A 25727-nucleotide genomic window follows, 5' to 3' on the forward strand; every position below is an offset into this window, starting at 1 on the left:
ACCGGCGGTGTTCTTTGTATCAGTTCATCTCGGCCCGGATCTGCTGGCGCAGAACGTCGATCGGAACCGTTTTGCCGTCACGCTTGAAGCACCAATAGGTCCAGCCATTGCAGGACGGCGCATTTTCCAGATGGGCGCCCACCTGATGGATCGAGCCTTTGACGTTGTCACCGACCAATGTGCCATCGGCCCTGACCTTGGCTTTGTGGCGCTGGTTCATGGAATACAACTCTTCGCCCGGGCGCAGCATGCCACGTTCGACCAGTTGCCCGAAGGGCACGCGCGGTTCGGCGCGTTTGCTGGCACTAACTTCCAGAGCCTCACGATCGAACTTGCGGACCTTGGCAATACGCTTCTCGGCCACCTTGCGGTAGCTTTCCTCGCGCTCGATCCCGATGAACTCGCGACCCAGCATTTTGGCGACTGCACCGGTTGTACCTGTGCCAAAGAACGGATCCAAAATCACATCGCCCGGATTGGTCGAGCCAATCAACACGCGGTGCAGCAACGATTCCGGCTTTTGTGTCGGGTGTGCCTTGTCGCCGTTTTCATCTTTCAGACGCTCATGCCCGGTGCAGATCGGCAGCACCCAATCGCTGCGCATCTGCACGCCTTCGTTCAGAGCCTTTAGCGCCTCATAGTTGAAGGTGTATTTCGCGCCTTCGCGTTTGCTGGCCCAGATCATCGTCTCATGCGCGTTGGTAAAGCGCTTGCCCCGGAAATTCGGCATCGGGTTCGACTTGCGCCAGACCACATCGTTGAGGATCCAATATCCTGCGTCCTGCAAAGCCGAGCCTACACGGAAAATATTGTGGTAAGAACCGATCACCCAGATCGCGCCGTTGGGCTTCAGCAGACGGTGTGCTGCCTTCAACCATTCGCGCGTGAACTGGTCATAGGCACCAAAGCTAGAAAACTGGTCCCAGTGATCATCAACCGCATCCACCTGAGAGTTATCCGGGCGGTGCAACTGGCCTTTCAGCTGTAAGTTATACGGAGGATCGGCGAAAATCAGGTCAACCGACGCCTCGGGCAGACTGTTCATCACTTCGATGCAGTCACCGGATAGAATCGTGTTTAAAGGGAGCGCTTTTGCGCCCTTTTTGGTGGTCGTTGTCATATCACTGCCTCAAGTATCCACGGCGCTTTTGCGCTCATTTGGTTGAGACAAGGATGAGTCAAAGACGATTCGCCGTCAATTTCTTTTTTGAATCAGCGACTTACGATTTACTCTTGATACAAGATATTGTGCACTGGCTTGAACGAACGTCTATGGTGTGGGGTCACGCCAAGATTTTGCAGCGCTTCCTTGTGTTGTTTTGACGGATAGCCGGCGTTGGTTTCCCATCCATATCCCGGATGCTGTTGCGCCAAATCCACCATCACCTGATCGCGCCAGTTTTTCGCAAGGATCGAGGCGGCTGCAATCGACACCGATCGGGCATCCCCCTTCACGACGGCCTGCGACGGGATTTTCAGGCCGCGTGGAATCATATTCCCGTCGATCAGCAGGAAATCGGGGGCCGGCGACAGTGCCTCAACCGCGCGCAGCATCGCCAGATGCGATGCCCTGAGGATGTTGATCTCGTCAATCTCGGCGACCGAGGCTTCGGCCACGGCAAACTCGGCGCTGTGCCGGATCTCGGCATCCAGGGCGGCCCGACGTCTGGCCGTCAGCTTCTTGGAATCATTCAACCCTTCGGGGATGGCCTGTGGGTTCAGGATCACCGCTGCCGCGACGACCGGGCCGGCCAAGGGGCCGCGCCCGACCTCATCCACGCCCGCGATGCGGCAATGGCCCCGGCCCAGCAGCGCCTGTTCAAGTTCGAAATCTGGTTTTGTCATGCCTTTGGAAAACCGTGTTTCACACAGCGCCGCAAGAAAAAAAGAGAGGGCAGCCCACACCGCCCTCTCTCACACGGCGCTTCTTTGGCGCCGCTCCTGCTCAACCGGTGTTACTGGTAAACGACACGGTATCCTTTCTGGCGCAGGCACGCGGGTTCGTATGCCCGCTTGACCTTTTGCCCATTCCAGAAACCGACTTTGCACTCTTGCGGCAGGCTATTGGCATGTTTGTAGTGCTTCTTGAGGCATTTCGGCCCAAGCAGCGGATGATCCTGTGAATACCCGTTGAATGTGCGCAGGCAGCGCTGGGGCAGATCATAACGCGCCACGCGCGGCGGCAGAGGGCGCACCGGCTGCGGCGTGTAAGGTGCCGGGGTATAGGTTTGGTGGCGAGTCGCCCGATCCTTTTTCTTTTCCTTGTTGTAATAGTGAACCCCGGCCCCGATGATCGCGATGGCGGCCAGCCCGCCAAGAATGTCCTTTGCGTCCGCAGCCCGTGCCTGAGACGCAGACACCCCGGTTATTGCAACCGCGGTCGCAACGATGAATGCGATGAATTTCCTGTGCATGATGCGTGTCCTTCATAGTGTTTGGGCGACCGTGTGACGGAGCGCGTCCTGATTGCCCTGACACTGGGGGCGACCGGCCCAGACAAGCAATAACGGCCCGGTGTTATCGGATATCAGAACCCGCAAACCCCTTGGGTTATTGAATATCGCGGCGACTCGTGCGCAGGATGCGGCCTATGAAACAGATCCTCTCTTCTCTGACCTTTGCGGTCCTGATATCGCTTGGCTCTGCTGCGTCTGCGGCGGATTGCTATGCGGATTACAAGGCCAAGAAAGACAACCCGCTGCGTTTGCATTATGGGGTTATCCAGGTCTCGAACTGCGACAAGGGCCAGGCCCAAGCAGAAATCGCCCAGCGCCTGAGCGCGTCAGGCTGGACCTTGCTTGAAGTGCAGTCCGTTTTCGGGCCGGAAGGGTTGGATCAGAGGAAAGGCAATGCCGGACAATTCTATCTCCGTTTCTGACGCACGCCGGTCGGGGGTCCGTCTGGTTGTGCTGGGCGTCGCAGCCATTATCGCCATTCTGATCACCGCTGCCGTTTTCCTGTTCTGGACCCTGCCGGACGCGAACGCATTCAACGCGCGGGTCGAGCGATTGTTCATCGAGACCGATCTGACTTCACAGACCGAGATTCGCCTGCTTGAAATTCTGGCCCAGTCCGGCACCGCCTTCGCCGACACCCTGTCCAGCTATCGGATGGTGATCTATGTGCTTCTGGTTTTTGCCTGTGCCATGATGGCCTCGGCATTGGTCTTTCTGGTTATGCTGGTACTGCTGAACCGACGCATGGCGCAGATCGAACGCACCGGCATTCAGGTGACTTCGTTGCTGATCAGCCGCGAGGAAAACACCGTCTACCTCAACAACATGGATTTCAAACTCACGCCTGCCGCCATGGAAACCTTGTCGGTTCTGGCTGAATCGCGACTGGATGATGAGGTTTTGTCCGGCGCCCAGATCGAGGCGATGATTTCCGGCCGTAATGAAGCCGATTGCGACGAAGCCGCAGGCGCGACGCGGATCAAACGGTTGCGGGATGCGCTTGGCAATCAGATGGTCAGTGAACTTCTGGTCAAAAACATCGCCAAAAAAGGGTACATGCTGTCCATCGAAAAAGACGTCATACAAATGGTCTGAACCTTGCTGCATGACCGTATGCGTTGGCACTTTTCCCTTCTGCGCCTCTTGGAATGTGGGATGCAAAGCCCCATTCTAGAAAAAACCCAGGCAAGGGAGGTCGCATATGAACGTCCACGCCGCACCAAAAATCAATGGGTATGGAATATCGGTTGAATCGCTGAATGGCACAATTGCCATTTATCGCAATGATGTGCTTTTGGCTGAAAGCACAGATGCCAAGGTGATGTATGAAACGCGCCTGCCGCCCACGATCTATGTTCCCCGCGCGGATGTCTGTGTTGATTTGAGCGAAGAGACAGACCTGCAAACATTCTGCCCGTTCAAAGGCACTGCCACGTATCACGACATCAATCTGGGGTCCGAAAACCTGGCCAATTCTGTCTGGGCCTATGAGGAAGCCCTGCCCGAAAGCGCGGCCATTCAAGGCTGTATCGGCTTTGTGCCCGGCGCCTATACGAAGATCGATCTGGGCGACAACCGCCTTCGCGAACCTGAAGACGGCAACATCAGCGGGCCCCTGATTGATTGGTTGATGCGTGGTGCTTCGACCGCGGCAACGCCCGAAAGCTTTACCGAAGCGCTGGCCGAAAAGATGCTGGAGCATGGCATCGCAATACAAAGGCTGAGCATTCTGGCCTGGTCCCTTCACCCCCTGATCGCGGGAAAGCACTATATCTGGGAAAAAGATGAAGAAGAGATTCTGACCCGGGCTCCGACATACGAAATCTATGATCACCCAGCTTTCATCAACAGCCCCTTGCGGCATGTCTCGAACGGCCTGGGTGGCGTGCGGCAAAGGTTGAATGATGAAAACCCGCATAACAGCTTCCCGATCATGGAGGACCTGCGGGCCAAGGGCGCAACAGATTACGTGGCCATGCCCTTGCCGTTTTCCGACGGGCGCACCAATGTTCTGACGCTGACCTGCGATCACCCGGACGGGTTTACCACCGAAAATCTGGGCCTTGTCTTTGAATGTTCCTCGGTAATCGCCCGTTTCTACGAAGTGTTCATGCAGCGCGAAAACGCGCAGGTCCTGCTGGAAACCTATGTCGGCAAACGCACCGGCGCGCGCGTATTGGGCGGCGAAATCAGGCGGGGTGACGGGGATGAGATCGACGCCGCCATCATGTTCTGCGACCTCCGTAATTCAACGAGCCTGGAAGAGAAGCTGGGCCGGGGCGAGTATATCAATCTGCTGAACGAGTTCTTTGAAACGGTCTCGGGCATTGTTCATGACAACAACGGAGAAGTCCTGAAGTTCATTGGCGACGCTGTGCTTGCCGTCTTCCCGGCAACGGACGAGGATGCCAGTACGGCCCGCACCAATGCCCAGCGCTCGGCGATCAAAATCGTCGAAACTTTGGGAGAGCTGCGAAAAGTAGGTACGGACAGGCATTGCGACTGTTCGATCGGCGTCGCGTATGGGCGTGTCACCTACGGCAATGTGGGATCTCGCGAACGGCTTGATTTCACAGTTATCGGTCAGGCCGCAAACATCGCCGCACGTTTGGGCGAGTTCGGCAAGTCGCAAGGGCACCGCATTGTCGTTTCAGAAGACATCGAACCGGCCTGTTCCAATGCTGTACCGCTGGGAGACGTCAATCTGCACAATGTGTCCCGTCCCGTCAGATCATACGCTTTACGAACCGCAGCCGATGAGATTCTGAACGGTTGAGGCCTGTCGTTTGCAGTTCTGAAGAAACCCGCATTGCCTTGATCAACGTGACGCCCTTGCGATCATGCTTCACCGATCACTTCGATCCGGAGGCGTTCTGCTCAAACGGCTTCCAACAAGATCAATGCGGTCTGCGCCGGCGAGATCGTGTTCTGAAGTTGCGCAATCTGACTTCTGGCCAAATAGGTGTCGGTCAGTTTCTCAACAGACTTTGGGTTCGAAAACTGTGCCAGGTCATCCGAGCCGGTCAGTTTGAGCAACCTGGCCTTGAACTCGACCAGTTGTTTGTCAATGTCCAGCTGCGCAAAGGATGACGGCAGTCCAAGTGCCGTTTCCATCATGCTGCGCAAAGGGGGCAACCCCATAAGATCAAACCACTTTGTGTCTGCGCTTGAGGTCCTGTTGGCAAGATCCGAAAGCTCTCGTTGTGCATAGAGCGAAATTCGCATCGTTTCATCCGACTCGCCAACGGCGATTTCAAACCTGGCGGTCAAATTGGCCTGGGCGATTTGCTCCATGTCGGACGTCCGCGCGGTTTTTCGGACAGCTCCGGGACCAAACCCAAAGGCGTCAGAAAATGCCCGGTATCGCTTGTCGGCCAAACGATTGGACAACGCGTCATCCGCCTGTGTCCCATCCTCGAGGATTTTGCGTATGAAAAACCGGTTGTCCAAATCTCCTTCCAAACCGAACGCACCCAAAGCGACCTGCAACAACCTGCGATCCGAAACCAGCTCTTCAGCGGATTGGATTTTCCCGATGTTGTCCAGAAAATACTTTGTCTCTCTTTCATTTGCAGCTGACGACGAAAAACTCTGGAACTGACTTTCATAGGTACGTTGCAGGAACCGCCAGCCCACGATTCCGCCGCTTGGGATGACGGGTTGGAATGTCATTGCTGGTAAGCCATCAGCCGCTCTTCGCGCGGCAGAAGCGAGCGAAGCGATTTGAGGCACTTGTAATAATGCTCTGCAACCAGGGCATCCGTGGCTTCGGCCAAGACCCGACGGCTATCTGCATCCGTAAAAACCTGGCTCAGCTCTTCCACGCGGCGCAACAGTTGCTGACGTGCTTGGCAAGGTTCGATGTCCCCTGACAATACAAGCTGCGCGGCATAACAGACGCGGCGCACCGGCGTATTCACCTCATCCGGATGAATCGCGTCCCGCAATCGAAGTACATTTGCCTGGGGCGTCATAATCGAAAACCGGCCGCGGCGATCGCCGTTCTCAATTACGACCCCGTTGATCAGAACCCTTTCTTTCGGGGCAAGCTTTAGGACCAGACCGCTCATCAAGTTGCCCTCATTTGGCGCAACCCGCGCAGTACGGCCGTGTTGATTTCCACCAACGGCTCAACGGTTGCGCCGTCTCCCAGAACGCGGCTGCTGTGTTGTTCGGTGAATTCGGCAAGGTAGAAGATCCTGGCTCTCAGGTCGTTGGGCAGGGCATTCTCGGAATCGGCAACGCCGGTTGCGAGCACCCCCCATAGCCGCCGGTTTTCGTGCACGGCCTGAACAAAACCCGAAAAATCCGTTGCCTTTTGTGCTGTTGCTGCCTTCAGGCGCCGTGTGATCCTTGAAATCGCTTCGTATTCTGTGTCTCGAGGCGTCCGAGTCGGCGCGGTGGTTTGCGCATAAGTTTGATGGGCTAGGGTTTGCGGTGTCACTTGAAATCCTTCCAAAGGGCCGTCATCAGGCAGTCATTGATGGGGCGCGAAGAACGCGCCCCAACCGATTTCGCGAATTAGCGGAACAGCGACAGAATCGACTGCGGTGCCTGATTGGCGATCGAAAGCGACTGTGTTGCCAACTGTTGCTGAACCTGAAGCGCCTGTAGCCGCGCCGAAGTCTCTTCCATGTCCGCGTCGACCAGAGACCCGATACCTGACTTGAACGAGTCGGACAGGTTCGAGATGAACTCTTTCTGAGTTTCGATCCGGCCTTGGGAGGAACCGAAAGCAGCTGATGCATCGATCGAAGTATCGATCAGCGATTCAACGGCGGCCAGGGCAGCGGTCGCACCCGCACCGGTCGATACATCAATGCCGGCCAGCGCGGCAAGACCACCTGCGCCGGCGTTCACGAATTGAGCCGAGAATGAAATGTCAGAGCCCGTACCGTTGGTGATGGACAGGGTTCCTGCTGTACCCGAGTCATAGTCGACGGTCAGACCGGTAATCCCAAGCTCTTCAATCTTCGATTTCAATCCAACGGCAACCAGATCACCGGTTGTTGTCGCGGCGGCGTCTTCGGCAGACACGGTATAGGACACGACCTGATCGTTGATCGCGACGACAACCTTGTCGCCGGCGGCAAATGCACCGCTGGATTCGTCGGTGACCAGCGCGGTCGCAGCAGTCGCGCCGTTGTCGATGGTTGCGCCGACGCGATCGTTGCCTGCCGATGCGCCGGTCGAACCGTCAAAAACCTGCTTGGTGACATAACCGCCGGTTGACAGGTTCTGCCCTGCAACGGTGATCGACGATGCGGTCACGGCCCCGGTATTGTCACGATCCAACGACGCCAGAACCGAAGCGGAACCAGCAGAGCCGTCAACCAGGTTCAGGCCATTGAACTGCGCTGCGCTGACAACGGACGCAATCTGATCTTTCAGAGCAGTCACATCATCATTGATTTTGCCTCGATCAACGTTGTCTTCCTGCGCGGCGACGATCTTGCCTTTCATCTGGGTCAGCAGATCAGTGACGGTTTCTGCGGCATTCCGGGCAACGGCGACGGTCGATTCGCCAAGCGCGAGGCTGTCCTTGATGGCGTTGAAACCTTTGACGTCCGACTCCATCACTTTGGAAATCGCCCATACTGCCGAGTTGTCCTTGGCCGTTGCGACATCCTTGCCGGTCGAGATCGCGTTCTGGGTCATCGCCAGGTTTTTGTTGACCGACTTGAGAGTTTGCAGCGCAACCATCGCGCCATTGTTTGTCAGAATGCTGGACATAGCTTTCATCCTTTTCGTTCGGGCCATTTTGCCCATGTTCACCCCGCACTATTTGCGGGCATTGGTGTCTTTCTGACCTGTGCGACGCGCCGCGTGGCCGTTCGCGCCACCTGTTGATCTCAGGTGCAACACCACTTTTGAACTCGATCCCCTAACGGAGTGCTAAAGCGCCCGGCCCAGAAATTTCGGATTTGAATCAAACTTCTGCCTATGCCCGCTTTTCCAGCTTTGCCGTGCTGCGCACCGCGAATTCACTTCGCTGTCCGTCTGCACCATAGGTGCTGAATTCCTGCCGAACGCGCCGCAATTCAGCCATTCGGCTGGCGACCGCCCGGATGCCTTCAGCCGCGCTGTTCAGCAGCGCCTGATTGCGCTCGGCTTTCTGTTGAACGCGAATCAGTGCCTCACTTTCCAGCACCTGAAGATCATTGATTGCCCCGATCAGCTTTTCTTTTTCAGGCACCATGCTGGACAAACGATCCAGATCCCCCTGCACAAGTGCTGCACGTTCCAAATCCAGGACTTCTTCCAAAGACTTGATCAACGCTTTATCGGCCTTAGAAGTCATCGGTTTTCTCCATCAGTGACTTGAACAGAATTTCGGAAAGGCCCACGCCGCCGGACCGGGCCAGTTGCTGCGCCTGATGTTGAACAAGCATCGAAGAAAACTGATCCTCACCGGCGCCACCGCCAAAGGACTGACGGGTCTTTCCCAACCCGGCAGATTTCAGCGTTTCGGCCAGAAACGCGGCCTCCAGCTCTATGGCGGCGTTTTTCAGCCGGGTCTGGGGTGACTGTAATTGAGATACGTGAGGAAGGGTGGAAACCTTCATGGCATTCTCCGAATTTGCTTCGAACTTTCTCGATCAAAGGTGAAAGCGGTTAAAATAAACGTAACTTCCTACAGGCAGTGTTCCGACCAGTCACACGGAGCCGGAGCAAAATGCCCAACCCCCTAACGCTGGCGAACGCAACGCCGACCACAACCGAGAAAGCCGTCACATCTCGTAAGGCTCCGGGCCAAAACACTGGCTCGGAGAGCTTTCAGGATATCCTCGGGCAAGAGGTTGGTGCCACCGGCCGCCCTGAAGGCGAAAACGCTGCCATCAATGCCGAGCTGAAAATTGTCGAATCAGAGCCCGAACCTGTGCCGGAGACAACGGCCGAGGCATCTGAAACGGCCCATCCCACCCCGATTTCAGAACACATCGGCGAACAGCAACCCCCTTCTGCATTTCTGGAAACCCCGGACCTGGACGAGGTAAAGGTGGTGCCGGTTCAGTTGGCGGAGGTAAATCAAGCACCCTCGGAAACACTGAAACAACCACCGGTATCAGTACCAAAAGGTTTGCCCACACAAAGCGACACGCCTTCCCCGGTTCCGGCGCTCTCGCAGAAGGCGCTGGGTCCGACGTCCCAACCTGTGCAAGTGACAGCCATGACCGAAATCGGCCAGATGTTTCATCAGCTTGCAAAGCCCACAGGCACGGTCGAACAAATGGGGGCCGTCCCCTTTCCGCTGGACCCTGAAAAGAAGCCGTTGCCCGAAGTGAACATTCCGACGCCCAAACCGTCAGCGCCTGACCGGGCGCCCTCGGTGGCGCAGCTTCAGCTGATGGCAACTGCCGTTGAAGCCGAACCCGTGGCACCCATTATCGAAGCTGAGGCCCTGCCGGCCGCCAGAGAGGAACCTTTGCCGCTGACCTCGCGTGAGTCCGCGCCTCAAATTACGGTTCCGTCCACTGCTGCCCGAACGGAAATCGCCCGGTCGATTGCTGGTCAGCTGTCAGCAGCTGTCCAGACTCGTATCGGATCAGGAGCAACGGAAATAGCGCTGAATCCGGAAGAGCTTGGGCGTGTGTCGATTGTTCTGAACGGTCGGGAGGACGGCCTGCAAATCACCATTGCGACCGAGCGCCCGGAAACCCTCGAATTAATGCGGCGTCATTTGTCCGTTCTGACAGAAGAGTTTCAGAAGCTGGGTTATGGGGATCTGAGCTTTGACCTGGGAACCTCTTGGGGTTCTAGCGCACATCAAAAGGATGCAAACGACGCTGACACACAATCCCCTTCACATTCTGAAGCTGCGCCGCATGAACGGATCGATCACACAACTTCCCAAACACAGTATCTGGCCTCGGGCCAAGGCATCGACATGAGGTTTTGACCAATGATTACGCCTGTCAACACCGCGCAGCCCTTTGCGGATCAACAAAAGGCCGGGGCATCTCAGAAATCCGCGATTACGTCCGACTTTGAGACTTTCTTGCTGATGCTAACGGCGCAGGCAAAGAATCAGGATCCGCTGGAGCCGATGGATTCGACCGAATATGCGTCTCAGTTGGCGCAGTTCTCGATGGTCGAGCAACAAGTCCAGACCAATGACCTCTTGTCCAACCTGGCCAACGCATTGGGCGGCACAAAACTGAACGAGCTTGCAAGCTGGGTGGGCATGGACGTCCGTTCGACATCAGCCTTTCACTTTGCCGGCCAGCCCGTGACATTGTTTGCCCAGGCCGGCCCTGATGCGTACGCGACGAAATTGGTGATCCGCGACAGTGACGGCACGGTGATCGATAATGTCACCGTGCCCACGACAACTGAGGAGTTTGTTTGGGCCGGAGTGGATTCTTCAGGCAATCCATTGGCATCAGGCAACTACACCGCAACACTGGAAAGCTACAAGGGCGACAAGTTGCTCTCCGAAAAACCTGTCGCCGCCTACAATCGCGTCGTCGAAGCACAGGTTGGCGACGATGCTGTTTTGCTGACCTTGCAGGGCGGTCAGGTGGTTCCCGCAACTCAGGTCACCGCAGTCCGAACTGGTGCTTGATCTGTCGGGCGGGACGGGCCAAACCTTGGCAAATCGACTCGCCATAAGAAGTGATGGAACCTCTGCCCGACCTGCCTGCCCCCCCTCGTGATCTGGTTGACCATCTCCACGCGCAAGGATTGGTCAACGCGCATCCCCGGTTCGAGACCTTGTACGGCGGGCGCACCAACAGGGTGTGGAAGGTCAAGGGCCGCGACAGTGACAAAGTCCTGAAACTCTACAGCACAGCGTTGCGCAATCCTTTGTTTCGCAATGATGCAGAGTTGGAGGCCCAATGTCTGAAGGCGCTTGGCACCACGGGCTTCGTGCCAAGGTTGCGGGCCACAGGGCAATACAAAGAAGCCCGTTGGGTGTTTTACGACCACGCCCCCGGAGCCCCCTGGCGGCAGGATTCAGCCCAGGTTGGCGCCTTGCTGCGCAAGCTTCATACCCTGCCCATTGCCGTCCAGGCGCCAGCCGGATGCAATGGCAGCGCAGACTTGCGCGCTCATGGAAAAAGAATTCTGCAAGGCTGCACGTCAAACGGGCGCGACGAACTCGCTGATTTGCAACCTTCAAATTCGGTCGCACCCACGCAACAGACGTGCCTGATCCATGGCGACCCCGTGGCAGGCAATATCCTGGTGGCGACCGGTGGTCTGACCTTGATCGACTGGCAATGCCCGGCCCAGGGCGATCCCTGCGAAGACCTTGCGCTGTTTTTGTCGCCTGCTATGCAGCAGCTTTACCGAGGCTCACCGCTGTCGAAGAAAGAGGAAGACCAGTTTCTTTCGGCCTACGGCAGGCCCGAAATCGTCGCGCGCTATGAACAGCTCAGGCCATGGTATGCGTGGCGCATGGCGACGTATTGCCTCTGGCGCGCTGAAAATGGTGCGCCCGATTACGCGACAGGTTTGAACTTGGAAACCGCAATTCTGTAACGCCCCGCCTCATCGCAGGTCGGCCAGTGCCAGCATGGCGTAGGCTGGCGGCATGAGCACACGGCGCCAGCGACCCAAAGGAAACCGACCCGGTGTTTGCGTCATCACGGCCGGCAGCCTGGAGTCCTGCCCCAGAACCAACCGCGCCAATGCTCGACCGCAATACGTGCCCATGGCGACGCCGTTGCCGTGATATGCAAAACCGGCGAACATCCCCGGTTGATCCGGAACGGGGCCGACAAAAGGTGTCAGGGCCCGCGACAGGCACACCAAACCGGACCAGATATGAGTGACCTCGACCGTCGACCAAGCAGGAAACATATGTTTGAAATCCTGCTGAACCTTTCGCCGAATGGCTGCTTCAGCCTCGGCCGATGACCGCAGGCCGCCCCTCATACCAAACAGAAAACGCCCGTCCGGCATCAGGCGGAAATAGTGCAACAGATTGCGCGTATCATAGCACATCTGATCCGATGTCCATCCCTGTGCCATCTGCTCGGTTTGGCCAAGGGGTCGCGTTACCATGACGGTCGACTGGGCAGGCATGTATCGTCCGCACATCCAGGCCGGGATATCCTCGCTGGAGTAGCCGTTGGTACACACCAACACCGCCTGCGCTTTGACTGGCCCGCTCTGCGTTTGCAACACAAAGCCGGACGCCGTTTTTTCAACGCTCAGAACTGGGGAATTCCGGAACAGATGCGCGCCCATTGCTTCGGCGGCTCGGGCAATCCCGAACAGGTATTTGCGGGGATTCAACCCGAAACCAACCGGCGAAGTGTATCCACCATGAAACGCGCCACCCATGCCCTTCGCGGGCAGGTCTCTGGCTTCGTGCAGGGTTCCCGCCTCGTCGGCATTGCGGCGCAGCATGTCCATCGCCCGCCTGGAATGCGCCAGCTGGGTTTCCCCGCTGGAGTGGGTATCCGCATCGATCTGATGCTGTGCCAACAGATCAGCGACCAGTCGGACCGCTTCCTGTTCCGCTGCCGCATAGTCCAAAGCAGCATCGCGGCCAAATCGGCGCTGCATGGATGCGTGGCCAAGTTTTGAGCCGCCAAGACAGCAAAACCCGCCATTTCGGCCCGAGGCACCCCACCCCGGTGCGCCGGCTTCGAAAACCGCAACCGAAGCATCTTCAGCCAAATGCAGAGCAGCCGAAACGCCTGTAAAACCACCGCCAATAATGGCCACATCCACATGCATGTCGCCCTGGAAGTTCGGCCAATCCGGGCTGGCAACAGTTTCGTCCCACCAACAGCCGTCGCGAGGTTCGCTGCCAAAGGCGTAGTCTGGAAAAATCCGCTTCATTCGGTGCGCGCTGCGGCCATTTCGTCCTGCTGCTGACGTACCATCGCGCGTTTGGTCACAAGCGAGGCCGTGATTACCCCGACCGTCACCACAGCGATCATGATCGTCGACAACGCGTTGATTTCCGGGCTGACACCAAGGCGCACGGCCGAGAATATCTTGATCGGCAATGTCGTCGCCGACGGCCCCGAAGTGAAGGATGCAATCACCAGATCATCAAGTGACAAGGTGAAGGCCAGCAACCAGCCCGAGATTACCGCAGGTGCGATGATCGGCAGGGTAACAAGACGGAAGGCTTGCGCGGGCGAACACCCAAGGTCCAGCGCAGCCTCTTCCAGCGACCGGTCAAAGGTGATGAGGCGCGAGGATACGACAACGGAAACGAAACACATCGAAAAGGTCGTATGCGCCAGAACGATGGTCAGAATACCCCGATCCAGGCCGATGCCAATAAACAGCAAAAGCAGCGACAGGCCGGTGATCACTTCGGGCATGACCAGCGGTGCATAGATCATGCCGGAAAACAGTGTCCGGCCAAAGAAACGCCCGCTGCGGACCAGTACATAAGCGGCGGCCGTTCCAAGAATTGTCGCCAGCGTCGACGAAAAGACCGCGACCCGGATCGTGACCCAGGCGGCATCAAGGAACGCTTCGTTCCGCAGCAGCTCTCCGTACCATTTCGTCGAAAACCCGGCCCAGACCGTGACCAGCTTGCTTTCGTTGAAGCTGAAGACGATCAGGATGATCATCGGGATGTACAGAAACGCAAAACCCAGCGTCAGCGAAACCGTGTTGAACCAGCTCAATCTGTTCATCCCTCGGCCTCCGCCTGTTTCTGCTGGTTGCGCTGGAACAGCACGATGGGAATGACAAGGATCAGCAGCAGCACGATGGCCACCGCACTTGCCACCGGCCAGTCACGGTTCGAAAAGAACTCTTCCCACAGAACCTTGCCGATCATCAGCGTACCGGAACCACCCAGAAGGGATGGGATCACGAATTCACCGATCACAGGGATCATCACCAGGAAACACCCTGCAATGATACCGGGTTTGGATAGCGGGATGGTCACCAACCAGAAGGCCTGCAAACGGGAACACCCCAGATCCTCGGCCGCTTCGATCAATGATCCGTCCAACCGTTCCAACGCAGAATAGATCGGCAGGATCATGAAAGGCAGGTAGGTGTAGACAATGCCGATATAGACGGCAGTTGACGTGTTCAGGATCGTCAGCGGCGTCGAGATGATACCGGTCCACAGCAAGATCTGGTTGAGGTACCCTTCGTTCGACAGAATGCCCATCCAAGCGTAAACCCGGATCAGGAACGAAGTCCAGAAGGGCAGGATGACCAGCATCATCAGTGTCGGTCGCCATTCCTGAGGCGCGCGGGCCATGCCGTAGGCAATGGGATAGCCCACCAGCAGTGTCAGGAAGGTCGAAATCAAAGCGATCTTGACGCTGGACAGGTAGGCTTTCCAATACAGGTCGTCCTCGGTCAGCCAGACATAATTCTCCAGATCAAGCTGGCTGAAAAACTCCTTTATCCCCGCCCAACCGGCAGACAGGTCCAAAGTCGGAGCATAAGGGGGTATGGCAAGCGCGGTATCCGACAGCGAAATCTTCAGAACGATGAAGAACGGCACCAGAAACAGTGCCAACAGCCAGACGTAAGGAATGGCGATCAGAACGGCGCGGCGCATCAGTTGGCCAACAGAACCGCAGCCGTGGCTGTCCAGGACAGCCAGACCGGGTCTTCCCAGGTGAAAGAACGGCGCGAGATGCGGCGGGTGTTGGCCGTCTGCGCCTTGATGATTGTGCCGTTTGCCAATTCAACGTGATAGGTGGACAGATTGCCCAGATAGGCAATGTCGTGAACCTTGCCCTGCACGGCGTTGACCGCATCGACGGGCCGTTCGGCAGAGATTGTCACTTTCTCGGGGCGGATCGCCAGATGGCAGGGCTGGCCGTCTGAGAAACCGGCAGGCGAAGATGCCGTGAACGGGGCCTGACCTTCGGCCCAATCGATCTGATAGGCGTCCTCTCCGGATGGAGTCGCGCGGCCTTCGATTATGTTCACATCTCCGATGAAGTCAGCGACATAAACAGATTCAGGGTTTTCATAGATGCGATCCGGGGTGGCCACTTGCTTTAACTGGCCTTGATCCATCACCGCGACGCGGGTGGCGACTGTCATCGCCTCTTCCTGATCATGAGTGACGATGACAAAGGTGGTGCCGGTCTTTTCCTGGATATCCATCAATTCGAACTGGGTATCCTGACGCAGCTTCTTGTCCAACGCGCCCAGCGGTTCATCCAGCAGCAGAAGCTTGGGCGCTTTGGCCAACGAGCGCGCCAGCGCGACGCGCTGCCTCTGACCGCCCGAGATCTGATGCGGTTTGCGACGGGCGAACTGTTCCAGCCGGGTCAGGCGCAGCATCTCTTCGACCCGATCTTTCAGATCGTGCTTGGGCATGTTGTCTCGGCGCAGACCGAAAGCGATGTTTTCCCAGACACTCAGATGCGGGAACAGGGCATAGGACTGGAACATCATGTTCACGGCCCGTTTGTTCGGCGGGATGGGGTCAATATCCTGCCCGCCCAGCAGGATATGGCCTTCGGTCGGGGTCTCGAACCCGGCCAGCATCCGCATCATCGTTGTTTTGCCGCACCCAGAAGGGCCTAGCAGGGCAAAAAACTCACGTTCGAAAATATCCAGAGACAGGTTGTCGATCGCCGTGAACTCGCCAAAGCGCTTGGTCACGTTCTGGAACTGGATCAAGGGTTTCGCCTGTGGGTCATTCCACGGCGCAAAAACGTCAGAACTCAAAGCAGCCCCCGCATGGTCAGTTTGGACAATAGTGCGGCGGGGCGATCGCCAGACCGCCCCGCGCTTTTGACCGGATCAGGTGCCTGACTTGATCTTGGTCCAAAGACGGGTCACGACCCGCTGTGTTTTCGCGGGGTACGGAGTCGTGATGTACAGGTTCTGCATCGTGGCTTCATCCGGATAAATTGCCGGATCGCCGATCACGTCTTCCTCAAGAAACTCCTGAGACGCCTTGTTGCCGTTGGCGTAGTATACGTAGTTGGACGCAGCAGCCATGTTGTTGGCATCCAGAATGAAATTCAGGAACTTGTGCGCACCTTCCGGATTCGGCGCGTCGGCAGGAATTGCCATCTGGTCGAACCACATCAACGACCCTTCTGCGAACGGGTGGTATTCGATGTTCACACCGTTGTCGGCTTCGGCCGCGCGGTCCCGCGCCTGCAAAATATCACCGGACCAACCCACGGCTACGCAAATATCGCCATTGGCCAGCGCGTTGATGTATTCCGAACTGTGAAACTTCTGGATGTAGGGGCGAACGCTTGTCAGAACGTCTTCGACCTTCTTGATCACTTCCGGGTCATGGCTGTCGGGGTCTTCACCGATGTACTGCAAGGTCATCGGTATCATTTCGGCTGGCGCATCAAGTAAGTGAACGCCACACGAGGCCAACTTTTCCATATTTTCTGGCTTCAGAACCAAATCCATGCTGTTCAGGGCCACGTCGTCACCCAAGACTTCCCTGACCTTGTCGACGTTCACGCCGATGCCCGTCGTTCCCCACATGTAGTTGATCGAGTAGGCATTGTTCGGATCATATCCTGCGGTACGCTTCTGAATCACGTCCCACAAATTTTCCGCATTCGGCAACTTGGCCATGTCCAGTTCCTGAAACGCGCCCGCCTGAATCTGGCGTTGCAGGAATGTGCCCGACGGCACCACCACATCGTATCCCGAACCACCGGCCAGCATCTTGGTTTCCAAAACCTCATTGCTGTCGAACACATCGTAAATCAGGGTCAGACCGGTTTCTTCCTCGAATTTGCTTAGCAATTCTTCGTCGATATAGTCGGACCAGTTATAAACACGCACCTCTTCGGCGAATGCCGCCGAAGTCCCCAATGCGATGACCGCTGTCATGGTCAGCGTTTTGATTGTCATATTCTTCTCCCTGCAAGTGTACGGCTATTTTCCCGTTTTTTTGGATTTGATCAAGTTTTGCGTTTTCCCTCGATCCAGCGTATGGTTTCACGAGGTCTGTCACCTGACAAGTCAGGGTTAGTCGAAATGGGAAGAACCGATTGGATTTGATCAAAAATAAGGCATCTGCGTCGATAGTCGACAAAGGGAAACAGCCCGCGCATGAGCAGGTTTATCAAACGCTCAGATCACAGATCCTGTTCGGCGAATTGGTTCCGGGCCAGCCTGTCACGATCCAGGGCCTAACTGATTCGCTGGGTGTTGGCATGACACCGGTGCGCGAAGCCATCCGCCGGTTGATCTCGGACGGGGCATTGGTGTTCCAGGGCAATCGGCGTGTAAGTGTGCCGCTGCTGTCCCCGGGCGATATCCAGGAAATGATCTTTGCAAGAACCTCAATAGAATCAGAGCTTTCAAGGCGCGCGACGTCGAATTTGCAGGCCGAGGATATCGATCATCTTGAGCGGCTTGATACGCATTTGGACCGTATGATCGCCGACGGGGATGTGGGCGGATATCTGCGTCTGAACCAGGCGTTCCACGAAACGCTGTACTCTCATGCAAACGCACCGATTCTCAGTGATCTCGCCGAAAGGCTTTGGTTGCGGTTCGGCCCTTCGCTGCGTGTCGTGTGTGGTCGATTCGGGACTCAAAGCCTGCCGGATCGACACAAGGATATAATTTCCGCTTTGCGCGAAGGCGACGCCGAAAAAGCGGCAAAGGCAACGGCTCAGGACATCGAACAAGGCATGGAATTGATGTCGGACGCCCTGACTTCCGCTTAACTCAGCCTGATTCGATTGACAGCGATGAATTTGATCATATTGTGATCCGCAACCGCGTTCTTGTAGGAGATTCTCCGATGTCCACCATAACCAACCATATGCCGACCGCCGAATTGCAGGCGCTGGATGCGGCGCATCACATCCATCCTTTCTCGGCCAATGGTGCGCTGGGGCAGGAAGGGGCCCGCGTGATTACACGCGCCAGCGGGGTTTACCTGACCGACAGCGAAGGTGAGGAAATCCTGGACGCAATGGCAGGACTTTGGTGCGTCAATATCGGTTATGGCCGCGATGAGCTGGCCGATGTCGCGGCGCGTCAGATGCGCGAACTGCCCTACTACAACACCTTCTTCAAGACGACCCATGTGCCCGCAATCGCACTGGCGGCCAAAATCGCCGAACTGGCACCAGGTGATCTGAACCATGTCTTTTTCGCAGCTGGCGGGTCCGAGGCAAACGACACCAACATCCGCCTCGTGCGCACATACTGGGCCGAGAAGGGGCAGCCGGACAAAAATATCATCATCAGCAGGAAAAACGCGTATCACGGGTCTTCTGTCGGGTCGGCTTCGCTGGGCGGCATGGCAGGTATGCATGCGCAGGGCGGCATTCCGATCCCGAACATTCACCACATCAACCAACCGAACTGGTGGGCGGAAGGCGGCGACATGTCGCCCGAGGAATTCGGCCTGGCCCGCGCGCGCGAGCTGGAAGAGGCCATACAGGAGCTGGGCGAGGACCGTGTCGCGGCCTTTATCGCCGAGCCGGTTCAGGGTGCAGGCGGCGTGATCGTGGCGCCCGATACCTACTGGCCGGAAATTCAGCGCATCTGCGACAAATACGATATCCTGTTGATTGCAGACGAGGTGATCTGTGGGTTCGGCCGAACCGGCAACTGGTTCGGATCGCAAACCGTGGGCATCAAACCGCATATCATGACCATCGCCAAGGGGCTCAGCTCGGGCTATGCGCCGATCGGCGGGTCCATCGTGAATGATGAGATCGCCGAAGTGATCGGCGGGACGGAATTTAACCACGGGTACACCTATTCCGGCCACCCCGTCGCCGCCGCCGTGGCGCTTGAAAACCTACGCATTTTGGAAGAAGAGAAGATCGTCGAGCATGTGCGCGACGTTGCAGCCCCCTATCTGAAACAGAAATGGGAGGCCCTGGTCGATCACCCGCTTGTGGGTGAGGCGAAGATCGTCGGAATGATGGCCTCCATCGCTCTGACACCCGACAAAGCCAGCCGCGCCAAATTCGCGTCCGAGCCCGGAACGGTCGGCTATATCTGCCGTGACCGTTGCTTTGCCAACAATCTGATCATGCGTCATGTGGGCGACCGCATGATCATCTCGCCGCCGCTGATCCTGACCCCGGCAGATATCGACGAGATGTTCGTGCGGATTTACAAATCTCTGGACCAAGCACAGGCGGAAATCATCGCTCAGGGACTGATGAAAGCCGCATCCTGAGATCAGAAAAAGGTTCTATTAAGGGGCGGCCCGTCTGGGTCGCCTCTTATCGTTCACCGCAACCGCTCCAAAAGTGTCGCAGTTGGATAGCCGTCCGGCACCAAGCCCTGCGCCAGTTGGTAGGCGCGAACCGCATTGATGGTATTCGGCCCTGTACGCCCATCGATACCCTTTGTATCGAACCCCGCATTGGTCAGGCGGGTTTGCAGTTCTTTCTTCTCGGTGAAGCTTAGCGCCCGCTCCCCTCGGGGCCAGTCGGACTGAAACGGTGCGCCACCCGCAAGCCGGTCGGACAGGTGTCCGATACCGATCACGTAAGCGTCGGCCCCGTTATAGGCCTCGATCACGCTGAAATTGTCGAAAATCATCAGCGCCACGCCATGCCTCCCGGCGGGCAAAAGGATTGCGGCTTGCCCGTGATCCAGGACCGGTTTGCCGTCACGCCCGACCACGCCACGCGCCGCCCAATCTGACGGCAGCAGGGTGAAGTCCCGTTTGGCGGTGGCATAGTCAAACCCTTCGGGCAAGCGCACCTCGACGCCCCAGGGCTGCCCCTTTTTCCAACCGTGTCGCGCCAGATAGGACGCGGCCGAGGCCAGCGCATCCGTCGGATCATCCGACCAGATGTCTCGCCGACCATCGCCATCGAAATCAACTGCGTGATCCAGATACGAAGTTGGCATGAATTGCGTGTGCCCCATCGCACCTGCCCAGCTGCCCAGCATGTTTTTGGCGCTGACATCGCCTGCCTGCACGATCCTCAGCGCGGCGATCAACTGCGTTTCAAAGAACTGCGCCCGCCGTGCATCAAAGGCCAGCGTCGCCAAGGAACTCAGCGTCCGGTTGCTGCCACGATAAGAGCCGAATGATGTTTCCAACCCCCAGATCGCCGTGACCACTTCCTTTTCTACGCCATATACCGCCTCGATTTGCTGCAACACCTGCCGATGTCGTTGCATCGCGGCACGACCATTGGAAACGCGCGTGTCCGAGACGGCGGAATCCAGATACGCCCAGATCGGTTTCGAAAATTCAGCCTGATTGCGGTCTCGTTTCAGGATGTCCTCGTCAAAGATCATGTCCGGGAACACCCTGTTCAATGTTCTTTCCGATATACCCTGCTGCTTCGCGCGCTCGTGAAACGCGCCGAGCCAGGCCTGAAACCGTGCGGTCACGGCCGCGGACACCCGCAAAGCCTCAACCGCCGGGCGCGGGACCGGACGGATCGAAACCGCCACATCCGCCGAGGCCAGCTGTATCGTTTTGCCGGACACTGCACTGTCTGGCCAAGTCGTATTTTCTGATATGTCCGCCTGCACCATGGATGCCCACAATGCGACGGTCATGACGCCGCCTACGCATTTTTGCATTCCGATTTTTCCTGATTACTGCTCGACCTCAGGGTAGCGCAAAATCGGCGAATCACAAAGTCTCAGGCGTCCTCATCGCGTTCTTGCGCGTCGCGCGCTGCGCGGATTTGCGCCAAAACTTCGCGCAGCATGGGCACCCGGTAAGGTCTAAAGCTTTGATCTGTCACGGACATGTCCTGCATGCGATCCAACCGGAAGACGCGAAAATCCTGTCTCAGGTGGCACCAGCCGAGCAACACATTTGATCGATCCATATAGACGATGCTCAGCGGGTTGACCCGTCTTTGTGTGGCACCGCCCTTTGCGTCCGTATACGAGAACTCGATCGCGCGTTCGTCCCACGTCGCCTGCCGCAAAATGGCCACGTCGATTGTTGGCGCGGGCGGGCGATTGAACCGCGTTGCCGCCAGAACCGCGTGGCTCAGCCGATGGGACTGACGCTGTGGCAATCGCCCCTGCAATTTCCGCAGGGCGGCGCTGGCTGCATCTGACAAGGCCGGGTCACCAATCACCTGAACTTCGCGCAAGCCAAGAACCAGGGCCTCAAGCTCGTCATCGGTGAAACCCAATGGCGGCAAAGTGGCATCTTCGATCAGGGTGAATCCAAACCCTGCCTCACCGTCGATAACGGCCCCCAGACCACGCAGCGCGTCAATATCCCTGTGTATCGTTCTGGCAGAAACACCCAGATCCTGCGCCAGTTGTTCAGACGTTCTGGGCGATGGGCCAGAACGCAGGGCTTGCATCAGTTGGAACAATCGGGCGGTGCGGGACATGATGAACCCTAGCCTATCCCTAATGACAAAAACTGTCATCAGCTCGGTTTACTCATCCGGCACGTCAAATATACGGAGCCACGCGATGCTGACCCTTCTCACCTATCCTTCCGCCTTCGGACTGTTCAGCGCCAGTCCGTTCTGCGTCAAGACAGCCTTGATGCTTCAGCACTCCGGTCAGGTCTGGCAGCGTTCGGACATGCTTGACCCGCGCAGGATGCCGCATCAAAAACTGCCAGTGCTGCGCACGCCAGAGCGGTTGATTCCGGACAGCGATCTGATCCGCGATTGGCTGGAACGGAAGGGGGCGGAGTTCGATCAGGGGCTTTCGGATGTGGAAAAAGCGCAATCCCGCGCGCTGGTACGAATGGCCGAAGAGCATCTGTATTTCCACATCGTTCTGGACCGCTGGGGCAATGACGAGGTCTGGCCAATCCTTCGCGAAACCTTTTTCACCGGAATTCCGGCTCTGATCCGAAAGCCGGCGTCCAATGCGATCCGAAAATCCGTTCTGAAAGGAACCAGGTCACAAGGGATCGGCCGGTTCTCGTTGCCCGAGCGCCTGGACCGGGTCGAACGCGATCTCGAGGCGATCTCGGCCCATCTGTGGCAATCCCGGTTCCTGCTGGCGGATCAACCGACATCAGCAGATATGAGCGTCGGCCCAATGCTCGCCGCCATGCGCGCAACGCCTGCCGATACCCCACTGACCCGAAGGATCAAACAAGATAATCTGTTGAACAGTTACGTAGACCGGATGGAACAGGCGATACCGATTGCATGAAACCTTTTGATGACCCGACAGTCGCCTCGGCCTTTGAAGCCCTGCCCCCGCAAGCACGCGCGGGAGCCCTGGCGCTTCGTGATCTGATACTGAATACAGCAGAGTCTCTGCCCGCCGCCACTCCATTGCGAGAAGAGCTGCGCTGGGGCCAGCCCGCCTATCTTGCCCCCAAAGGGTCAACGATCTGGCTGGGGGCTCACAAATCCGCGGATTTCGCACTGTTCGTGCGCTGCCAAAGCCGATTGATCGGTGATTTCACCACGGCCTTTCCGGGCGAGGACCGAATCGACGGGAACCGGGCCATTCTGTTCGATGACCCGAGCCAGATCGATGAAACCCGCCATGGCTGGCTGATTGCCCGGGCGCTGACCTATCACCTTTGACGGCGCTTGCGTTCGACCTTGCGCTTGATCTTGTCCTTCTTGCGCTTGGTGCTGGCTGCCTTGCGTCGCGTCGACCGCTTGGCGGGCCCGCGCCCGCGCGGCAGGGCCTGATCGTCGATGGACAGCAGTTCCAGCTCCAACCCGCCGGTCACAGGTGTCGCCTCGGTCAGCCTCACCGTGACCCGCTGGCCGATGGCGATGATCAGCCCGGAATCCGAGCCCATCAGCGTTCCGGCCTCTCGATCAAAATGGAAGAATTCGCGCCCCAAAGACCGCACCGGCACCAGGCCATCCGCGCCCGTTTCGTCCATTTTCACGAAGGCCCCGAACCGGGCAATGCCACTGATCCGCCCGGTGAATTCGTTGCCCACACGTTCGCTGAGATAGGCCGCCAGATAGCGGTCGGTCGTATCGCGCTCGGCCATCATCGAGCGGCGTTCGGTATCCGAAATATGCGTGGCCGTTTCTTCGAGCCGGGCAATTTCATCCTCGGTCAGCCCGTCCTTGCCCCAGCCATGGGCCGAGATCAGCGCCCGGTGCACGATCAGGTCTGCATAGCGCCGGATGGGCGAGGTGAAATGCGCGTAATTACGCAGCGCCAGCCCGAAATGGCCGAAGTTTTCCGGGCTGTAATAGGCCTGCGCCATCGACCGCAAGGTGCTGAGATTGATCAGCTCGGCATCCTCGGTGCCGGCGGCGGCATTCAGCAGCGCGTTCAGGTGACGGGTCTGGAGCACCTGCCCCTTGGCCAGATTCAGCCCGGCGGCCTGCGCCGTCTCGCGCAGGCTTTCCAGTTTTTCGGGCGCGGGTTCTTCGTGCACGCGGAACAGCAGCGGGCTGCGCTTGGCGATCAGCGTCTCGGCGGCGGCCACGTTGGCCAGGATCATGAATTCCTCGATCAGCCGGTGCGCGTCCAGCCGGTCACGGAAGGCTACGCTTTCGACCTCGCCCTTGTCGTTCAGAACGATCTTGCGCTCCGGCAGGTCCAGCTCCAGCGGCTGGCGATCAGCACGGGCCTTTTTCAGCGCGGCATATGCAGCATAAAGCGGTTTCAGAACGCTCTCCAGCAACGGCCCAGTGCGGTCGTTCGGATGACCGTCGATGGCCTCTTGCACCTCGGCATAGTTCAACGAGGCTGCCGAGCGCATCAGACCGCGCACGAACCGGTGACCGATCTTGTTGCCATCCGCGTCGATCTGCATCCGCACCGCGATACAGGCGCGCGGCACGCCTTCGTGCAGCGAACACAGATCACCCGACAGACGGTCGGGCAGCATCGGCACGACGCGGTCGGGGAAATAGCTGGAATTGCCGCGCTTGCGCGCCTCGCGGTCCAGCGCGGTGCCGGGCCGCACATAGGCGGCGACATCAGCAATGGCGACCCAGATCACATGACCGCCCGGGTTTTTCGGGTCGTCATCAGCATGGGCATAACAGGCGTCGTCATGATCGCGCGCGTCCGAGGGATCGATCGTCAGCAAAGGCATATCCCGCAGATCCTCGCGGCCTTTCAGGCCGACAGGTTTGGCCTTGTCGGCCTCGGCAATCACCTTGTCGGGGAAATCATCCGGGATGCCGTGCTGATGGATCGCGATCAACGAAACGGCCTTGGGCGCAGTAGGGTCGCCCAGCCGTTCAACGATACGCGCGCGTGGCAGCCCCATGCGGTTTTTCGGCCCGGCTTGCTCGGCCTCGACCAGTTCGCCATCCCTGGCGCCCAGCGCAGCGCCTTCGGCCACCAGCCATTCGGTCGATCCGGCCTTGTCGATCGGCACGATCCGCCCGCCTTCGGCCCCTTTGCGGAAGATACCCACGATTTTCCGAGGGTTCGTTCCGATACGGCGGATCAGGCGGGCTTCGTAATTGTGATCTTCCTCATGCACCACGGTCAGACGAGCCAGAATGCGATCACCTTCGCCCAGCGCCGGGTCGCTGGCGCGAGCAATGATCAGAACGATGGGCTCGACCCCCTCGCCATGCCATTCCAGCGGCCGCGCGAACAGGTCGCCATCGGCATTCGGCGCCTTTACCTGCAACACGCTGACCGGCGGCAGGCGATCCGGGTCGCGGTAACTGCGCTTGCGCTTCTCAAGATGGCCTTCAGCCTCAAGCTCTTTGAGGATACGTTTCAGATCAATCCGATCCGCGCCCTTGATGCCAAAGGCTTTGGCGATATCGCGTTTTGAGGTCAGGGTGGGGTTCGCCGAGATCCAGTCCAGGACCTCCTGCTTGGTAGGGATGCGAGTCATACGTCCGGCCTAGCACGCGTTTGCGACCGCGTCATGACCAAAAAGCCTCAGGGGTCAAGATCGGCAACCGTATCCACATCGCGCAGCTGATCAAGCAATGACACCCGACCGCCAGAAATCGAGGCCAGCGTGTCAGCCAATGCGTGTTCCGTCGACCAGCGCACGTTTTGGAACAGACTTGCCGGCAAGGCTGCATATCGTTGCCCGCCGACCAGCCAATAGCCACCATCCGGGGCTGGCCCAAACACCATTTGAGAACGCCCCAAAGCGTGGAAAGCACGGGCAATATGGCGGCGCGAAATGCCCGGAATGTCCGCACCGATCAGGCAAACCGGGCCCTTGGGCATCCCGCGCAGCATCCGCCCCATACGATCCCCCAGGTCCCCACGCCCCTGCGCGGCGCGCGGCAGGTCAGCGGGCCATACCCGGCTGTTCAGACCCTGCTGATCGGGTGAGACGGCCAAAACGATTCGCCAACGGGGATCACGCAGCCGCCGGATCAAGGTCCGAGTCTGGTGCCGAAACCACCACGCCGCCGCGACCATGCCGATTTCTCGTCCAAGCCGCGTTTTGACGCGGCCCGGTTGAGGTTCCTTCACCATGATCACCAATGTGCGCTGCAT

Annotated in this window: 28 protein-coding genes; 10 read left to right on the forward strand and 18 right to left on the reverse strand. The window is 58.0% G+C overall.

The window, feature by feature from the left end; genetic code table 11:
* Nucleotides 1-19: 19 nt before the first annotated feature.
* From ACR0LI_RS18590 to ACR0LI_RS18600, 3 genes are all read right to left on the reverse strand, one after another.
* Nucleotides 20-1120, reverse strand: a complete 1101-nt coding sequence (locus ACR0LI_RS18590) for a site-specific DNA-methyltransferase (protein WP_170427508.1) — start codon at nt 1118-1120, stop codon at nt 20-22.
* A 107-nt stretch (nt 1121-1227) separates the two neighbouring features.
* Nucleotides 1228-1845 carry a ribonuclease HII gene (locus ACR0LI_RS18595; protein ID WP_171637799.1) on the reverse strand — a complete coding sequence of 206 codons (618 nt, stop codon included), beginning with the start codon at nt 1843-1845 and terminating at the stop codon, nt 1228-1230.
* Nucleotides 1846-1955: 110 nt separating this feature from the next.
* Entirely contained in the window at nt 1956-2414 is a 459-nt protein-coding gene (locus tag ACR0LI_RS18600; RefSeq protein ID WP_480486472.1) for a hypothetical protein, read from the reverse strand.
* A 176-nt stretch (nt 2415-2590) separates the two neighbouring features.
* Here ACR0LI_RS18600 and ACR0LI_RS18605 point away from each other — a divergent pair, with 176 nt between their 5' ends.
* The 3 genes from ACR0LI_RS18605 to ACR0LI_RS18615 all read left to right on the forward strand — a co-directional run bounded on the left by ACR0LI_RS18605 (nt 2591) and on the right by ACR0LI_RS18615 (nt 5232).
* The gene (locus ACR0LI_RS18605; protein ID WP_171637803.1) at nt 2591-2878 is read left to right on the forward strand and encodes a hypothetical protein; all 288 of its coding nucleotides are present in this window, start codon (nt 2591-2593) and stop codon (nt 2876-2878) included.
* Nucleotides 2850-3551, forward strand: coding sequence for a winged helix-turn-helix domain-containing protein (locus ACR0LI_RS18610; RefSeq protein ID WP_171637805.1), 702 nt, complete (start codon nt 2850-2852; stop codon nt 3549-3551). The genes ACR0LI_RS18605 and ACR0LI_RS18610 overlap by 29 nt, the downstream gene beginning before the upstream one ends.
* Before the next feature lie 106 nt (nt 3552-3657).
* Nucleotides 3658-5232, forward strand: a complete 1575-nt coding sequence (locus ACR0LI_RS18615; protein ID WP_480492447.1) for a DUF427 domain-containing protein — start codon at nt 3658-3660, stop codon at nt 5230-5232.
* A gap of 101 nt (nt 5233-5333) precedes the next feature.
* On the opposite strand, the gene ACR0LI_RS18620 is transcribed toward ACR0LI_RS18615, so the two are convergent.
* The 6 genes from ACR0LI_RS18620 to ACR0LI_RS18645 form a co-directional block, all read right to left on the reverse strand.
* Entirely contained in the window at nt 5334-6128 is a 795-nt protein-coding gene (locus ACR0LI_RS18620) for a DUF1217 domain-containing protein (RefSeq protein WP_480492448.1), read from the reverse strand.
* A complete protein-coding gene (gene flbT, locus ACR0LI_RS18625) occupies nt 6125-6526 on the reverse strand; it encodes a flagellar biosynthesis repressor FlbT (protein WP_171637811.1) in 402 nt (133 codons plus the stop codon). Before flbT ends, ACR0LI_RS18620 begins: the two co-directional genes overlap by 4 nt.
* A complete protein-coding gene (flaF, locus tag ACR0LI_RS18630; RefSeq protein ID WP_171637813.1) occupies nt 6526-6900 on the reverse strand; it encodes a flagellar biosynthesis regulator FlaF in 375 nt (124 codons plus the stop codon). The genes flbT and flaF overlap by 1 nt, the downstream gene beginning before the upstream one ends.
* A 77-nt stretch (nt 6901-6977) precedes the next feature.
* Nucleotides 6978-8189 carry a flagellin N-terminal helical domain-containing protein gene (locus ACR0LI_RS18635; protein ID WP_480486462.1) on the reverse strand — a complete coding sequence of 404 codons (1212 nt, stop codon included), beginning with the start codon at nt 8187-8189 and terminating at the stop codon, nt 6978-6980.
* 208 nt (nt 8190-8397) lie between these two features.
* Nucleotides 8398-8757, reverse strand: coding sequence for a flagellar biosynthesis protein FlgN (locus ACR0LI_RS18640; protein ID WP_152459294.1), 360 nt, complete (start codon nt 8755-8757; stop codon nt 8398-8400).
* Nucleotides 8747-9022 carry a rod-binding protein gene (locus ACR0LI_RS18645; protein ID WP_171637817.1) on the reverse strand — a complete coding sequence of 92 codons (276 nt, stop codon included), beginning with the start codon at nt 9020-9022 and terminating at the stop codon, nt 8747-8749. Before ACR0LI_RS18645 ends, ACR0LI_RS18640 begins: the two co-directional genes overlap by 11 nt.
* 110 nt (nt 9023-9132) lie before the next feature.
* On the opposite strand from ACR0LI_RS18645, the gene ACR0LI_RS18650 reads away from it, so the two are divergent.
* The 3 genes from ACR0LI_RS18650 to ACR0LI_RS18660 are packed head-to-tail and all read left to right on the forward strand — an operon-like array spanning nt 9133 to nt 11942.
* Complete coding sequence (locus ACR0LI_RS18650) at nt 9133-10356, forward strand: flagellar hook-length control protein FliK (RefSeq protein ID WP_480719003.1); 1224 nt, start codon at nt 9133-9135, stop codon at nt 10354-10356.
* 3 nt (nt 10357-10359) lie between these two features.
* The gene (locus tag ACR0LI_RS18655; RefSeq protein WP_480719004.1) at nt 10360-11022 is read left to right on the forward strand and encodes a flagellar hook capping FlgD N-terminal domain-containing protein; all 663 of its coding nucleotides are present in this window, start codon (nt 10360-10362) and stop codon (nt 11020-11022) included.
* A 53-nt stretch (nt 11023-11075) separates the two neighbouring features.
* Nucleotides 11076-11942 (forward strand): aminoglycoside phosphotransferase family protein, encoded by an 867-nt coding sequence (locus ACR0LI_RS18660; RefSeq protein WP_209835432.1) that lies wholly within the window; start codon nt 11076-11078, stop codon nt 11940-11942.
* 9 nt (nt 11943-11951) lie between these two features.
* On the opposite strand, the gene ACR0LI_RS18665 is transcribed toward ACR0LI_RS18660, so the two are convergent.
* From ACR0LI_RS18665 to ACR0LI_RS18685, 5 genes are all read right to left on the reverse strand, one after another.
* Nucleotides 11952-13253, reverse strand: coding sequence for an NAD(P)/FAD-dependent oxidoreductase (locus ACR0LI_RS18665; protein WP_480719005.1), 1302 nt, complete (start codon nt 13251-13253; stop codon nt 11952-11954).
* Nucleotides 13250-14068 (reverse strand): ABC transporter permease, encoded by an 819-nt coding sequence (locus ACR0LI_RS18670; RefSeq protein ID WP_152459300.1) that lies wholly within the window; start codon nt 14066-14068, stop codon nt 13250-13252. The genes ACR0LI_RS18665 and ACR0LI_RS18670 overlap by 4 nt, the downstream gene beginning before the upstream one ends.
* Nucleotides 14065-14955: an ABC transporter permease subunit gene (locus tag ACR0LI_RS18675; protein WP_171637827.1), complete on the reverse strand. Its 891-nt coding sequence runs from the start codon at nt 14953-14955 to the stop codon at nt 14065-14067. Before ACR0LI_RS18675 ends, ACR0LI_RS18670 begins: the two co-directional genes overlap by 4 nt.
* Nucleotides 14955-16082 carry an ABC transporter ATP-binding protein gene (locus ACR0LI_RS18680; protein ID WP_480492453.1) on the reverse strand — a complete coding sequence of 376 codons (1128 nt, stop codon included), beginning with the start codon at nt 16080-16082 and terminating at the stop codon, nt 14955-14957. The genes ACR0LI_RS18675 and ACR0LI_RS18680 overlap by 1 nt, the downstream gene beginning before the upstream one ends.
* Nucleotides 16083-16157: 75 nt before the next feature.
* The gene (locus tag ACR0LI_RS18685; protein ID WP_171724889.1) at nt 16158-17243 is read right to left on the reverse strand and encodes a polyamine ABC transporter substrate-binding protein; all 1086 of its coding nucleotides are present in this window, start codon (nt 17241-17243) and stop codon (nt 16158-16160) included.
* A gap of 140 nt (nt 17244-17383) precedes the next feature.
* Between ACR0LI_RS18685 and ACR0LI_RS18690 the strand changes: the two genes are divergently transcribed.
* Nucleotides 17384-18067, forward strand: a complete 684-nt coding sequence (locus ACR0LI_RS18690; protein WP_171637831.1) for a GntR family transcriptional regulator — start codon at nt 17384-17386, stop codon at nt 18065-18067.
* 77 nt (nt 18068-18144) lie between these two features.
* Nucleotides 18145-19542, forward strand: coding sequence for an aspartate aminotransferase family protein (locus ACR0LI_RS18695; RefSeq protein WP_480719006.1), 1398 nt, complete (start codon nt 18145-18147; stop codon nt 19540-19542).
* 53 nt (nt 19543-19595) lie between these two features.
* On the opposite strand, the gene ACR0LI_RS18700 is transcribed toward ACR0LI_RS18695, so the two are convergent.
* Both ACR0LI_RS18700 and ACR0LI_RS18705 read right to left on the reverse strand, forming a co-directional pair.
* Nucleotides 19596-20912 carry a lytic murein transglycosylase gene (locus ACR0LI_RS18700; protein WP_480719007.1) on the reverse strand — a complete coding sequence of 439 codons (1317 nt, stop codon included), beginning with the start codon at nt 20910-20912 and terminating at the stop codon, nt 19596-19598.
* A gap of 62 nt (nt 20913-20974) precedes the next feature.
* Nucleotides 20975-21688, reverse strand: coding sequence for a helix-turn-helix transcriptional regulator (locus tag ACR0LI_RS18705; protein ID WP_171637837.1), 714 nt, complete (start codon nt 21686-21688; stop codon nt 20975-20977).
* A gap of 85 nt (nt 21689-21773) precedes the next feature.
* Here ACR0LI_RS18705 and ACR0LI_RS18710 point away from each other — a divergent pair, with 85 nt between their 5' ends.
* Both ACR0LI_RS18710 and ACR0LI_RS18715 read left to right on the forward strand, forming a co-directional pair.
* On the forward strand, nt 21774-22472 hold the full coding sequence (locus tag ACR0LI_RS18710; RefSeq protein ID WP_480492456.1) for a glutathione S-transferase family protein: 699 nt from the start codon (nt 21774-21776) through the stop codon (nt 22470-22472).
* The gene (locus tag ACR0LI_RS18715) at nt 22469-22855 is read left to right on the forward strand and encodes a DUF1801 domain-containing protein (RefSeq protein WP_480719008.1); all 387 of its coding nucleotides are present in this window, start codon (nt 22469-22471) and stop codon (nt 22853-22855) included. Before ACR0LI_RS18710 ends, ACR0LI_RS18715 begins: the two co-directional genes overlap by 4 nt.
* Here the strand turns inward: ACR0LI_RS18715 and rnr are convergent.
* Nucleotides 22846-25104, reverse strand: a complete 2259-nt coding sequence (gene rnr, locus ACR0LI_RS18720; protein ID WP_480492458.1) for a ribonuclease R — start codon at nt 25102-25104, stop codon at nt 22846-22848. The two genes, ACR0LI_RS18715 and rnr, sit on opposite strands and share 10 nt — an antisense overlap.
* Nucleotides 25105-25151: 47 nt before the next feature.
* Nucleotides 25152-25727: a TIGR04282 family arsenosugar biosynthesis glycosyltransferase gene (locus ACR0LI_RS18725; protein ID WP_480719009.1), complete on the reverse strand. Its 576-nt coding sequence runs from the start codon at nt 25725-25727 to the stop codon at nt 25152-25154.

The sequence above is a fragment of the Ruegeria sp. CL7 genome (assembly GCF_056536445.1).

Excerpts from the sequence above, each read along its gene's own strand:
- ACR0LI_RS18590 (WP_170427508.1), bottom strand. The coding sequence starts at position 1,120 with ATGACAACGACCACCAAAAAGGGCGCAAAAGCGCTCCCTTTAAACACG.
- ACR0LI_RS18595 (WP_171637799.1), bottom strand. The coding sequence starts at position 1,845 with ATGACAAAACCAGATTTCGAACTTGAACAGGCGCTGCTGGGCCGGGGC.
- ACR0LI_RS18600 (WP_480486472.1), bottom strand. The coding sequence starts at position 2,414 with ATGCACAGGAAATTCATCGCATTCATCGTTGCGACCGCGGTTGCAATA.
- ACR0LI_RS18605 (WP_171637803.1), top strand. The coding sequence starts at position 2,591 with ATGAAACAGATCCTCTCTTCTCTGACCTTTGCGGTCCTGATATCGCTT.
- ACR0LI_RS18610 (WP_171637805.1), top strand. The coding sequence starts at position 2,850 with ATGCCGGACAATTCTATCTCCGTTTCTGACGCACGCCGGTCGGGGGTC.
- ACR0LI_RS18615 (WP_480492447.1), top strand. The coding sequence starts at position 3,658 with ATGAACGTCCACGCCGCACCAAAAATCAATGGGTATGGAATATCGGTT.
- ACR0LI_RS18620 (WP_480492448.1), bottom strand. The coding sequence starts at position 6,128 with ATGACATTCCAACCCGTCATCCCAAGCGGCGGAATCGTGGGCTGGCGG.
- flbT (WP_171637811.1), bottom strand. The coding sequence starts at position 6,526 with ATGAGCGGTCTGGTCCTAAAGCTTGCCCCGAAAGAAAGGGTTCTGATC.
- ACR0LI_RS18635 (WP_480486462.1), bottom strand. The coding sequence starts at position 8,189 with ATGTCCAGCATTCTGACAAACAATGGCGCGATGGTTGCGCTGCAAACT.
- ACR0LI_RS18640 (WP_152459294.1), bottom strand. The coding sequence starts at position 8,757 with ATGACTTCTAAGGCCGATAAAGCGTTGATCAAGTCTTTGGAAGAAGTC.
- ACR0LI_RS18645 (WP_171637817.1), bottom strand. The coding sequence starts at position 9,022 with ATGAAGGTTTCCACCCTTCCTCACGTATCTCAATTACAGTCACCCCAG.
- ACR0LI_RS18650 (WP_480719003.1), top strand. The coding sequence starts at position 9,133 with ATGCCCAACCCCCTAACGCTGGCGAACGCAACGCCGACCACAACCGAG.
- ACR0LI_RS18655 (WP_480719004.1), top strand. The coding sequence starts at position 10,360 with ATGATTACGCCTGTCAACACCGCGCAGCCCTTTGCGGATCAACAAAAG.
- ACR0LI_RS18660 (WP_209835432.1), top strand. The coding sequence starts at position 11,076 with ATGGAACCTCTGCCCGACCTGCCTGCCCCCCCTCGTGATCTGGTTGAC.
- ACR0LI_RS18665 (WP_480719005.1), bottom strand. The coding sequence starts at position 13,253 with ATGAAGCGGATTTTTCCAGACTACGCCTTTGGCAGCGAACCTCGCGAC.
- ACR0LI_RS18670 (WP_152459300.1), bottom strand. The coding sequence starts at position 14,068 with ATGAACAGATTGAGCTGGTTCAACACGGTTTCGCTGACGCTGGGTTTT.
- ACR0LI_RS18675 (WP_171637827.1), bottom strand. The coding sequence starts at position 14,955 with ATGCGCCGCGCCGTTCTGATCGCCATTCCTTACGTCTGGCTGTTGGCA.
- ACR0LI_RS18685 (WP_171724889.1), bottom strand. The coding sequence starts at position 17,243 with ATGACAATCAAAACGCTGACCATGACAGCGGTCATCGCATTGGGGACT.
- ACR0LI_RS18695 (WP_480719006.1), top strand. The coding sequence starts at position 18,145 with ATGTCCACCATAACCAACCATATGCCGACCGCCGAATTGCAGGCGCTG.
- ACR0LI_RS18700 (WP_480719007.1), bottom strand. The coding sequence starts at position 20,912 with ATGCAAAAATGCGTAGGCGGCGTCATGACCGTCGCATTGTGGGCATCC.
- ACR0LI_RS18705 (WP_171637837.1), bottom strand. The coding sequence starts at position 21,688 with ATGTCCCGCACCGCCCGATTGTTCCAACTGATGCAAGCCCTGCGTTCT.
- ACR0LI_RS18710 (WP_480492456.1), top strand. The coding sequence starts at position 21,774 with ATGCTGACCCTTCTCACCTATCCTTCCGCCTTCGGACTGTTCAGCGCC.
- ACR0LI_RS18715 (WP_480719008.1), top strand. The coding sequence starts at position 22,469 with ATGAAACCTTTTGATGACCCGACAGTCGCCTCGGCCTTTGAAGCCCTG.
- rnr (WP_480492458.1), bottom strand. The coding sequence starts at position 25,104 with ATGACTCGCATCCCTACCAAGCAGGAGGTCCTGGACTGGATCTCGGCG.
- ACR0LI_RS18725 (WP_480719009.1), bottom strand. The coding sequence starts at position 25,727 with ATGCAGCGCACATTGGTGATCATGGTGAAGGAACCTCAACCGGGCCGC.